Consider the following 10,299-nt stretch of genomic DNA (forward strand, 5'->3'; position numbering starts at 1 on the left):
CTTAGCGGACCACTGATCCACATAAATGGATCAGTGGTCCAGATGATATGGATCACTGATCCAGATAGTCAAGAGGGACAGATGCGAGCCGACGCCAAGAAGAACCGCGAGCAGGTGCTCGCAGCAGCGGGCATAGCCATCAGCGAGCAAGGTGTCGACGTGTCCCTCCGGGATGTTTCGCGCAGGGCCGGTGTCGGGCTCGCCACGCTCCTGCGGCACTATCCGACGCGAGAAGCGCTGCTCGAAGCCTTGCTCCACACGAGCTTTGCCGAGTTGACGGCCAAAGCGGGTGAGCTCGAGACCTCGAGTTCACCCGAAGAGGCACTCGTTTCGTGGCTGCGTGACTGCACTGCGTGGACAACGCAATATCAAGGCGTGACCGAGCTGATGGCAGCCGCCATCGAAGACGTCGAGTCCGCACTTCACGCCTCGTGCGTCGCCCTGCGCGCCGCCGGTGCGCGGCTCCTCACCCGCGCCCAGGCCGCGGGCGCGGCGCGGGCCGACATTGACGGCACGGATCTGTTCGCACTGGTGGCGGCGCTCGCCTGGGTCGGTGACCAACCCTCGCTCGAGTCACGCGCAGACCACTTGTTCGACGTCGTTGTCAGCGCCATCCTGACCTGCGCGCCGGTCTTGGGGGACCGGCGGCCGACTGAGGAAGTTTCATCGTGATTCGTGCAGGTCAACGGCCAACGCCGTGGCGTTTACCGATGCGAGCGGGGCGCAGGCCCCCTCTCCGTGATCGTGATCTCGGTGTGAAGGGTGTAGCTGTGGGCGGTGGCGCAGTGTTTGCCGACGTACGGGGCGTACTTGCTGTGACTCCTGCCTGCGTTCCGCGCAGTTCAGGGGTTCGGCGGGACGGCTGCTGTCCGGTGCGCCGGTCGGGACCCTGGCGTCGGGACACGGTGCGGGAGGCGCGGCGCAGCTGCCCCAGTGCCCGGTCGTAGTGCCCGGGGTTCGCGACGGTGCGGATCTCGCCTGTGCTGTAGGCCATCACCGCGAGGGTCTTCACACAGAGGTCGATACCCCGGCCAGCCGGTCACGGTGCTCGACCACAATCACGGTGGCGTTCGGGTCGGACAGCAGGCGGTGCAGCTCGCGGCGCCGCCCGTTCAGCCCCGAGCCGACCTCTCCCACCGTGCGGCGAGCTGGGTGAAGATCGGCTCCAGCTCACGGCGCGGAACCGTCTCACCGCTGCTTCGCTGCACGCCGACGTGGGGCGTGCGCCGCGTCCTTGTGGTCACGGCGGGTTCAACGCCGCCTGTGCCGTCCGGGTTACCCGCGAGCGCGGATTTCGCGGAGTGCGGTCCGGGCCTGGGCGGCGGTGAGGAGCAGGTGGAATTCGTGGAAGGCGGTGTCCGTGATTGCGTCGGGGGTGGGCTGTCGGCCCTCGGGTGCGCGGTGGGCGGCGAGCCGGGCGGCGCCGCGGGCGACGATCTTCTCGCGTGTCGCGTCGTTGCGGGTGTCGTCGGTGAGTGCGGCCAGGACCTGCCGCCACAGCGTCACCGCCCGCTCCTGTCCCGGGATGCGGGCCGGCCCGGGGGGCGGTGTGCTGGGTCCGGGGTCAGCGGGTGATCGAGATCGCGAAGGGGACGAATCCGCTGGAGCGGATCACGTGGGGTACGAACAGGATCGCGGCCTCCGTTGCGCGGGCGGTCCGGATCCCGCCGAGGTCGGTGATCCATTCGTTGTGCCAGCCGAGGTCGGTGAGGAGTTCGCGGACGGTCTGCTTGGCCCAGGGGTCCTCGCCGGAGAGGAACACGGTGGGCGTCTGGGTGAGCGTGGCCGGGGCGGTCATCACCGGGAAGAGCATGGTGTTGAGGGTCTTGACGACGTGTGTTTCGGGGAGTGCTTCCTGGAGTTGCTCGGCGAGGCTCGAGCCGGGGTAGAGCAGGTCGGCGGGCAGGCCGTCCGGTCCGTCGGTGGTGGCGTTGGAGACGTCGACGAGGAGGGTGCCGCGCAGTTCGTCGCGCAGGGCGGCGAGCCGTTCCAGGGAGCCGGCGCCCGGGGTGGCGTTGATGACGATCCGGGCGCGTTGGGCGGCGTCGGCGGCGGCGCCCGGTGTGCGGTCCGCGACGGTCACCTCGTGCCCTGCGCGGGTGAGGGCGGCGGCCAGGTTGCCGCCGACGCGGCCGTTTCCGAGTACTGCGATCGTGGTCATGAGGGTGTGGTCCCTTGTCGTGTGTGCGGGTGGGGTGGTGTTCGGTCAGCGTGAGAGGGTGGCAACGGCCTGGGCGTGGACGCCGGGCGCGGCGGCCAGGAAGCCGGCGCTCTGCGGGGTCCAGGGGCGGCCCTCGGCGTCGGAGATCCGTCCGCCGGCCTCGGTGACGAGGAGCGCGCCGGGCAGCAGGTCCGCGCGGGCGCCGGCGAACTGCCAGAAGGCGTCGAGCCGGCCGGCGGCCACGTTCAGCAGGTGCAGGGTCGCGGGCACGGCGACGCGGACGACGAGTGCGTCGAAGAGCATCGCGGTGATCGAGGAGCCGACGCGCCGGACGACGTTCTCGTCCTCGTCGGGCCGGGCCTGGCTGGTGGCCACGACGCTCAGTCCGAGGTCCGCGGTCCGGGAGACGTGCAGGGGCCGGCCGTCGAGGTGGGCGCCCGCGCCGGTGAGCGCGGTGTAGGTCTGGTCGGTCAGCGGCAGGTGGACCGCGGTGAGCACCGGCTGGTTGTCGCGCACGAGGGTGGCGGTCACCGCCCATTCGGGCAGGGCGTGCAGGTGGTTGACGTTGCCCTCGGCCGGATCCACGACCCACCACTCGCCGGACGGCAGCGCCCCGCCGTCCAGCTCGTCCTCCACCCAGCCGGCGTCCGGGCGCAGGCTCGTGAGGCGGGGGCGCAGGATGCCGAGGGCCGTGTCGTCGTTGGCGGCGAGCGCGCTCATCAGCTCTTCGCGGGTCTGGTAGGGGACCACCTCGCCGAACCGCTCGCGCAGTGCCGAACCGGCCTCACGCACGGCGGCCGCGGTCTGGTCGAGCAGGTCGGCGTCGGAGACGGTGACGTCAGTGGTCTGAAGCGTTTCGGACATGGTGGTACTCCCGTCTGAGCAAGGGGTGAGGAAGAAGATTTCGGGCCGGGCCGTGCGTTCCGTCCTGCGCCGTGGTGACGACGCTATACACCCCCTCCATTAACATCAAATGCATGTCAAACACGGCTGGGATTACTCCCATGCAATTGGATTTGAATCTGCTCACCGCGCTCGACGCGCTGCTGGAGGAAGGCAGCGTGGCCGGGGCGGCCGCACGCCTGCACGTCACCGCCCCCGCGATGAGCCGGAGTCTGGGCCGGATCCGGCGCACGACCGGGGACCAGATCCTGGTGCGCACCGGCCGCACCATGACCCCGACGCCCTATGCGATCGCCGTCCGGGAACAGGTGCACGAGCTGCTGCACCAGGTCCGGGGCGTGCTGGCACCGAGCCGTGAACTCGATCCGGCAACGCTGGAGCGCACCTTCACACTCCGCTGGCACGATTCCCTGGTCGCCCTCAGCGGCCCCGCGCTGCTCGCGGCCGTACGCGGACAGGCGCCGGGCGTGCGACTGCGCTTCGTCGCGGAATCGAGCACCGACACCCCCGAACTGCGACGCGGCGAGGTCGATCTGGAGGCGAACGCCAACCGCCCGAGCGCACCCGACATCCGCGCCGAGCACGTGGGCGAGACCCGCCTCGTCGCCGTCGTGAGGCAGGGACACCCCCTCACCCGCGCCCAAACCGTCACGGCACAGCAGTACGCCGCCGCCGAACACGTCACCGTCTCGCGACGCGGAAACCTCAGCAACGCCCTCGACGACGCCCTCACTCGGCTCGGCCTCACCCGCCGCGTGGTGGCGGCCGCCCCCACGGAAGCAGCCGCGCTGGAGTTCGCGCGCGGCACCGACCTCCTGATCAGCGTCCCCGAAATCACCACGCGCACCGCGGCCGCCGACCTCGGCCTGGCCGTACTTCCCCTGCCGCTCGAACTCCCCTCGGCACCGGTGTACCTGTCATGGCACCAGCGCTACGACACCGACCACGCCCACACCTGGCTGCGCGCACTGGCGCGAACCGCACTGGCCACATGCGGAGCGTCGTAGCCGACGCCGCACGGCCGCCTCACCGGGACACGTCCACACTCCAGGGTCACCTCATAGCACGGCCGGGTCGCTCCCTGATCGCGCAGCTCGCCACCCGCTGGGGCAGCGCTGCGGCCTCTCCGGCAAGACCATCTGGGCGGGGCCGGCCCTCCCGTTCTGAGCGCGCGGCACCCAGTTCTTGGCCGGCCCCCGACCCGCTCGGGTTCGAGTCAGGTCCGAGGGGACGGACCCGGGTGGGCGGCCTCGATGCCGCCCAGGATGAGGTCGATGCCGGCCAGGAACTGCTCCCGGTCGTCGTGCTCGGGCAACTGCGCCGCCACCCGGTGCACGAACGGGTACCGAGCGGGATCGAGCTGGGCCCACTGCTGGGCGATCTCGCTCAGGAAGGCCGTCCGATCGGTCCTGTGCGCGTGCAGGCGGGCGTTGGCGGCGTTCTGTCCGGCGACGCCGAGGACATGGATCACGAGCGTGGACGTGGCGTCGAACTGCGCTCCCTCGGGCACACCGAGTTCCTCCAGCCGGCTGCCGAAACCCTCGAAGATCTGCGGAATCGCGGCCAGCCACGGCGCGCGGGAGAGCTGGGTGCCGACCCAGGGGTGTGCGTCGATCGCGTCGAAGAGCCCGAGCGCGAGGGCCCGGATCGCCTCCCGCGGACGCGCGCCGCCGGCCAGGTCCGCCATGACCCGGGCGATCACGTCGTTGGTGGCCGCCGCCAGCAGGTCGTCCTTGTTGGCGACGTGCCAGTAGATCGCCCCGCTTCCGGTGGCCAGGTGGGCCGCGAGCGTGCGGAAGGTCAGCGCGCCCTCGCCGTCGGAGTCGAGGATCTCGATCGCGGCCTCCACGATCCGTTCTTTCGACAGTGCGTCCGTGCGCCGTACAGCCCGCTGCTTCTTGATGGCCATGAACACAGTTTGACATGAATGGAGCACTGTTCCAACATGGGAATGGAACAACATTCCATCATTGCTTCGAAGGGAACACCATGACGACACCGGTCACGATCATCGGCGCGGGCCTGGGCGGCCTCACCCTCGCGCGCGTCCTGCACGTCCACGGCATCCCCGCCACCGTCCACGAGGCCGACCCCTCCGCCGAGTCCCGCGCCCAGGGCGGCCAGCTCGACATCCACGAGGAGGACGGACAGCGCGCCCTCGCGGACGCCGGCCTCACCGACGAGTTCGGCGCGATCATCCACGAGGGCGGCGACGCCGCCCGGGTGCTCGACCAGCACGGCGCGCTGCTGCTGGACATCCCCTCCGACGGCACTGCGGTACGCCCCGAGGTGCTCCGCGGCGACCTGCGCCGGATCCTGCTCGACTCCCTGCCCGAGGGGACGGTGCGCTGGGGCAGCAAGGTCACCGACGTCCGGCCGCTCGGCGACGGCCGGCACGAGCTGACCTTCACCGACGGCTCGACCGTGACCAGCAACATCCTGGTCGGCGCGGACGGCGCCTGGTCCAGGGTCCGGCCGCTGCTCTCCGACGCCCGGCCCGTCTACACCGGCACGACGTTCGTCGAGACCTACCTGCACGACGTCGACGAGCGGCACCCCGCGACGGCCGCGTTGGTCGGCCGAGGCGCCATGTACGCACTCGCCCCCGGCAAGGGGATCGTCGCCCACCGTGAGGCGGGTGGCATCCTCCACACCTACGTCGAGCTGAGCCGTTCGGCCGAGTGGATCGCCGCCACGGACTTCACCGACACCGCGGCCGCGAGCGCCCGGGTCGCGGCCGAGTTCGACGGGTGGGCGCCGCACCTCACCGCGCTGATCACCGACGGCGAGACCGCCCCGGTGGCACGCATGATCCACACCCTCCCGAACGGACACCGCTGGGACCGGGTGCCCGGCGTGACGCTGCTCGGCGACGCCGCGCACCTGATGCCGCCGTCCGGCGACGGCGCCAACCTGGCGATGTTCGACGGTGCCGAACTCGGCAAGGCCATCGCCCAGCACCCCGACGACGTCGAAGCGGCGCTCGCCGCCTACGAGAAGGAGCTCTTCCCGCGCAGCGAGGCCTGCTACGCGGACGCCCACGAGATTCTTGACCTCTGCCTCGGCGAGCGCGCACCGCAGAGCCTGGTCGACTTCTTCAGCGGGCACCCGGAGGGACAGGACGAGGCGGTGGCACAGTCCTGAAGGCGACCGACGCGTTCGGACGACCGGGGGGCTCGTCCTCACCAGGTGAACCGGTGGGAGCTCGACCCGGCGCACCGGGCGGTGGTACATGCCTTCGCGGACCGGGACCCGCTCGACCGGGCGTGAGGGCCCCTCGACATCCGCGCGGTGGTCGCGGGCATCCGCCCGCAGGCCGGGGAGGAGCGTGCCGGACGCGACGGTCGGCGGGGCACGGCGGCGCGGCATCGGCCACCCGGCAAAGCCCGACCAGCACGCTCACAAGATCACCGGACTTGGCAAACGGCCTTGGGGGTGCCGCCCGCCGCAGGTGAAACGGTATCCCATGGCAACGGGGCGCAGCCCCGCACCACACATCCGGACTCCTCCCTTCCTCCTCGTCGTACAGAACGATCCGGAGGACCCGGAGCCAGCTCAGTCGCGCGGACACACCCGGCGGCACCGACAAGACAAGCCCTCGATCAAGTAGACATGAACGAGGGCAGGACCTGGGGAATTACGTGACGCCGGGCCTGGGGAATTGCGGGCTCTGGCGCCGATCTTGTGACGGAGTCGGGTCAGGGCGTGAGGAGTACGCGTTTGCGGAGGAAGTCGAGGTTGGCTCGTCCATATCCTTGCCTTTTGAGTAGTTTCGTCCTTGTGACCTGTCCTTCGATCTGGCCGGAGCTCCAGGGGGTGGAGAGCCCGGCGGTGACGGCGTCGATGTCGCGGCTCAGTCCGGTGACGAGGGAGTGCAGGGCGGGCAGGTCGTCGGCGAGGACGCGTTCCATCCAGGCGGGCAGTTGGTCGCCGCGCAGGTCGCGCATCATGGTGGCGAAGTCGCGGACGTGGTGGGTGACGGCGTCGAGTTCGGGGCAGTTGGTCCGGATCTCCTTGAGGTCGGCGGCATCATCGGCTGTCAGGTTTCCGGGGTCGGTCATGATCCAGCGGACGATGCGGCGGGGCCGTGGAGCCGGGCGGCGCACGGGTGGCGCGGCGGTGGCGGCCTTGAACGGGCGGAGGTAACGCTGGACGGTCTGGATGCTTCCGGCAAAGCCCAGGGCGACGATTTCCTGGTGGAGCTGGGTGCTGTTGTGACAGCCCTCGTTCCATCGCTGGTGGAGGTGGGGCTTGTACTCGTCCAGGATGGTGGAGCGGTTCGTCGCTTTGACCAGCAGTTCGTCGATGCTGGCGGCGCGGACGAAGCGGCGCACGGTGGACCGGTCCAGCTGCAGTGTCCGGCAGATGTTCTCCAGCGTGCTGCCGCCCTCCAGGAGCTGTTGCACGGCGGTGTAGCGTTCCCTGGTCCGGGTCACCAGGCGGCGCTCTCGTCCGCAGACGTCGAGCATCCCGGCAGCCGGTGCTGGCGGCGGTGGCGTCTGCCAGATGTCGTCGCTGGTCGGCGGGGCGGCCGGTACGGTGTTCTCGAACGTGGTTCGGACGCAGGTGTGGTGGGCGGCGACGGTCTTTTCGACGGCCTCGCCGAGGTTGTGCCACAGATGCCAGGCGTCGGCGACCTGCACTGCTTGCGGGGCGCCGCTGCGGGCGCCCTCGGCATAGGCTCCGGCGCGGTCCCGGCAGATGATCTCCACTTCCGGATGGCGCTTCAGCCAGGCGGCCAGCGGTTCGGCGTCCCGGCCGGGCAGCACGTCCACCGGGCGCCGTCTCTCCAGGTCCACCAGGATCGTGGCGTACGAGTCCCCCTTCCGCAGGGCGAAATCATCGACACCGAGCACACGGATCTGTCCGACGGGATCTTCCGGCGTGGCCCGGACCAGACGTAACAGGGTGTCTTTGGCGACGCGCAGGCCCAGCATCCCGGCCAGGCGGGCTCCCGCGCGGCCGGCCAGTGCGAGAGCGATCGAGGTCAATTGCTCACGCACCGGTGGCGTGTACCGGGCATGCGGGCTCGTCAGCCCCGTGATCTGCTCGGCGAACGTCACCGCCCGACACGCCGGGTTCGGGCACTTGAACCGCCGAACCAGCAGCTCGATCACCACGCTGGCACCACCGACCGCGGCATCCGCCAACCGTCGCACATACCGGCCATGCACCCGGTCCGAGCCACTACCGCAGTGCGGGCAGTCCGCACCCGCCGAGCGGGCCCGCGCATGTAACGTGACAACCCCGGCCGCAGCCAAATCCACCAACTCCACCACGACACCGGCCAGATGAGGGAACAACACCTCGAAACTCCGCGAAGAACACGCGAGACATGATCACAGCCAACCGCTGCTTCCTCGCGTACTTCTCTCCGTCATGCTTGCCGGACCAGGAGCGTGAGCGCAGCCCGGGCCCTGCGCGGCACGCAGGGCCCAACATGGGGGCCAGTAGCGCGGGTTCGGCCACTTCGTACGGCATCGTGGCCGGTCAGTGATGGCGTACCGGCCCGGCGGGAAGATCGCTGGGTATAGTGCAGGCGTTTCGGGGAACCGGCGACCCGGAGTCGGTCGACCTCACGCGCCACCTCGCGTTCATCGACATCCGGGACCCTGGGAGCCCCGATAACCCATATCGCTGAGGAGGCCGTCCCATGGAACCCGTCACGCTGATCACCGGTGGCTCGACCGGAATCGGCGCCGCCACCGCCCGCGCCCTGTTCAAGCAGGGCCACCGCGTGGCCGTCACCGGACGTGACGCGGACAAGCTGGCCGCCTTCGCCGCTTCGGCCGGAGCGGGCGAGCGGCTGCTGACGATCACCGGCGACACCAGCGACGCTTACGACGTCGCCTCCGCCGTGCGCCGCGTGGTGGACGCGTGGGGCCGCCTGGACAACGTCATCGCCAACGCCGGTTTCTCGCTGCCCGGCAACCTGGAGAGCCACACCCCCGAGGACATGCGCGCCATGGTCCTCACCAACGTCCTGGGCCCGGCCCTGCTGGTGCGGGAGACCCTGCCACATCTCAGGGACTCCAAGGGCCGGATCGTGATCATCGGTTCGGTCGCCGGGGTGCGCAACACGCCTGGCAACCTGTACTCGGTCACCAAGTGGGCCGCGCACGCGCTGGCCGAGAACACCCGGCTGCTGGTCGGCAAGGACGGAGTCGGCGTGACCGTCGTCGCCCCCGGGGTGGTGGACACCCCGTTCTGGGACGAGCGCGGCGGCACCCCCGAGGCGGCGCCGGCGATGACCGCCGAGCAGATCGCGGACACGATCGTCTTCGCCGTCAACCAGCCCGCGGGCGTGGACATCAACCACATCACCATACGGCCGACCGGGCAGCTCGGCTGACGCCGCGCTCCCAACGACCGCACGACAAGGCGCCTTCGCCCCCGCCGCGTACCACGCGGTGCAGGCCGAAGGCGCCTTCGGGCGTCCGGGTGGACGCGCGGCGTCAGGGGGAGAAGTGGGCGCCCCCGGGAAGGACCACCCCGGACCGCTCGAAGTCGGCCACGGTGGGCGCCCCCATCAGGGCCATGACCTCCTCGAACTCGCCCATGAGCAGCCGCAGGACGTCCGCGACGCCCTCCGCGCCGGAGTGGACGAGCCCCCACAGGGCCGGGCATCCGACCATCACGGCGTCCGCGCCCAGCACAGGGGAACCCGTTGGCGGCGTCCCGCGGACAGAACGCCACCCTGGGCGCGTCGACGGTGAGGACCAGCGCGCGGAAATCGGCGGCCACGGCCCGGCGGATCAGGCCCACCAGGAGGTCGCGGCGCTTGAGCCAGTACAGCTGCAGCCACAGCGGGCTGGTGGCCGCGGCGGCGATGTCCATTGACACCGACAGCGTCACAAGATCAGCGCCAGAGCCGAATTGCGTGATCGTTCACACCAGCCCCTGACCGAGACACGAACGAAGGTGGACACGCCCTTCGCCGCGTTAACCCACAGTTCGCCGAGAACCTGACCGACCGCCAGCTGAGATGGCAGTCCGGGCAATCGACTGGGAGTATGCGCTCGGCCTGGAACTTGCCGCATCGACTGGACGACACGTCAGGTCCGCTGCCCCCGGGCCGCACCAGCAGCGGCTGGTATCCCGTCCAGCAGCACGGCCACGACGCTATCGTGATCGAGTTCGCCCGCGCCGACTGCCGCCCTTGTCCCTCCCGCGACAAGTGCACCACCGCGGCCAAGGGCCGTCGCATGCTGACCCTACGACCCCGCGAGCTGCAC

At 70.4% G+C, this 10,299-nt stretch carries 11 protein-coding genes and 2 pseudogenes; 5 read left to right on the forward strand and 8 right to left on the reverse strand.

Annotated features, from left to right (window positions below):
• Positions 1 to 81: 81 nt before the first annotated feature.
• Positions 82 to 672 (forward strand): TetR/AcrR family transcriptional regulator, encoded by a 591-nt coding sequence (locus UK12_RS22550; protein WP_045304912.1) that lies wholly within the window; start codon positions 82 to 84, stop codon positions 670 to 672.
• Positions 673 to 1,029: 357 nt separating this feature from the next.
• Here the strand turns inward: UK12_RS22550 and UK12_RS41540 are convergent.
• The 4 genes and pseudogenes from UK12_RS41540 to UK12_RS22565 all read right to left on the reverse strand — a co-directional run.
• Positions 1,030 to 1,143, reverse strand: a pseudogene (locus UK12_RS41540) (IS607 family transposase); the annotation flags it as partial.
• A gap of 132 nt (positions 1,144 to 1,275) precedes the next feature.
• Positions 1,276 to 1,506 carry a hypothetical protein gene (locus UK12_RS22555; RefSeq protein WP_045304913.1) on the reverse strand — a complete coding sequence of 77 codons (231 nt, stop codon included), beginning with the start codon at positions 1,504 to 1,506 and terminating at the stop codon, positions 1,276 to 1,278.
• 58 nt (positions 1,507 to 1,564) lie between these two features.
• A complete protein-coding gene (locus UK12_RS22560) occupies positions 1,565 to 2,161 on the reverse strand; it encodes an NADPH-dependent F420 reductase (RefSeq protein WP_045304914.1) in 597 nt (198 codons plus the stop codon).
• 45 nt (positions 2,162 to 2,206) lie between these two features.
• The gene (locus UK12_RS22565; protein WP_045304915.1) at positions 2,207 to 3,025 is read right to left on the reverse strand and encodes a 3'(2'),5'-bisphosphate nucleotidase CysQ; all 819 of its coding nucleotides are present in this window, start codon (positions 3,023 to 3,025) and stop codon (positions 2,207 to 2,209) included.
• A 140-nt stretch (positions 3,026 to 3,165) separates the two neighbouring features.
• On the opposite strand from UK12_RS22565, the gene UK12_RS22570 reads away from it, so the two are divergent.
• Entirely contained in the window at positions 3,166 to 4,071 is a 906-nt protein-coding gene (locus UK12_RS22570) for a LysR family transcriptional regulator (protein WP_045304916.1), read from the forward strand.
• Positions 4,072 to 4,280: 209 nt separating this feature from the next.
• Here the strand turns inward: UK12_RS22570 and UK12_RS22575 are convergent, their stop codons facing one another.
• A complete protein-coding gene (locus tag UK12_RS22575; RefSeq protein WP_045304926.1) occupies positions 4,281 to 4,973 on the reverse strand; it encodes a TetR/AcrR family transcriptional regulator in 693 nt (230 codons plus the stop codon).
• An 80-nt stretch (positions 4,974 to 5,053) separates the two neighbouring features.
• Here UK12_RS22575 and UK12_RS22580 point away from each other — a divergent pair, with 80 nt between their 5' ends.
• Positions 5,054 to 6,208 carry an FAD-dependent oxidoreductase gene (locus tag UK12_RS22580; RefSeq protein ID WP_045304917.1) on the forward strand — a complete coding sequence of 385 codons (1,155 nt, stop codon included), beginning with the start codon at positions 5,054 to 5,056 and terminating at the stop codon, positions 6,206 to 6,208.
• A gap of 554 nt (positions 6,209 to 6,762) precedes the next feature.
• On the opposite strand, the gene UK12_RS22585 is transcribed toward UK12_RS22580, so the two are convergent.
• Complete coding sequence (locus UK12_RS22585; protein ID WP_331386664.1) at positions 6,763 to 8,370, reverse strand: ISL3 family transposase; 1,608 nt, start codon at positions 8,368 to 8,370, stop codon at positions 6,763 to 6,765.
• A 347-nt stretch (positions 8,371 to 8,717) separates the two neighbouring features.
• On the opposite strand from UK12_RS22585, the gene UK12_RS22590 reads away from it, so the two are divergent.
• Positions 8,718 to 9,416 (forward strand): SDR family oxidoreductase, encoded by a 699-nt coding sequence (locus UK12_RS22590; protein ID WP_045304919.1) that lies wholly within the window; start codon positions 8,718 to 8,720, stop codon positions 9,414 to 9,416.
• A gap of 103 nt (positions 9,417 to 9,519) precedes the next feature.
• Here UK12_RS22590 and UK12_RS22595 read toward each other — a convergent pair whose 3' ends face one another.
• The gene (locus UK12_RS22595) at positions 9,520 to 9,699 is read right to left on the reverse strand and encodes an alpha-hydroxy-acid oxidizing protein (protein ID WP_156178861.1); all 180 of its coding nucleotides are present in this window, start codon (positions 9,697 to 9,699) and stop codon (positions 9,520 to 9,522) included.
• 28 nt (positions 9,700 to 9,727) lie between these two features.
• Positions 9,728 to 9,901, reverse strand: a pseudogene (locus UK12_RS45110) (alpha-hydroxy-acid oxidizing protein); the annotation flags it as partial.
• A gap of 176 nt (positions 9,902 to 10,077) precedes the next feature.
• On the opposite strand from UK12_RS45110, the gene UK12_RS45115 reads away from it, so the two are divergent.
• On the forward strand, positions 10,078 to 10,299 hold a 222-nt coding region (locus tag UK12_RS45115), incomplete at its 3' end, for a transposase (protein WP_442973836.1).

The organism is Saccharothrix sp. ST-888, assembly GCF_000955975.1.
Taxonomy (GTDB): domain Bacteria; phylum Actinomycetota; class Actinomycetes; order Streptomycetales; family Streptomycetaceae; genus Kitasatospora.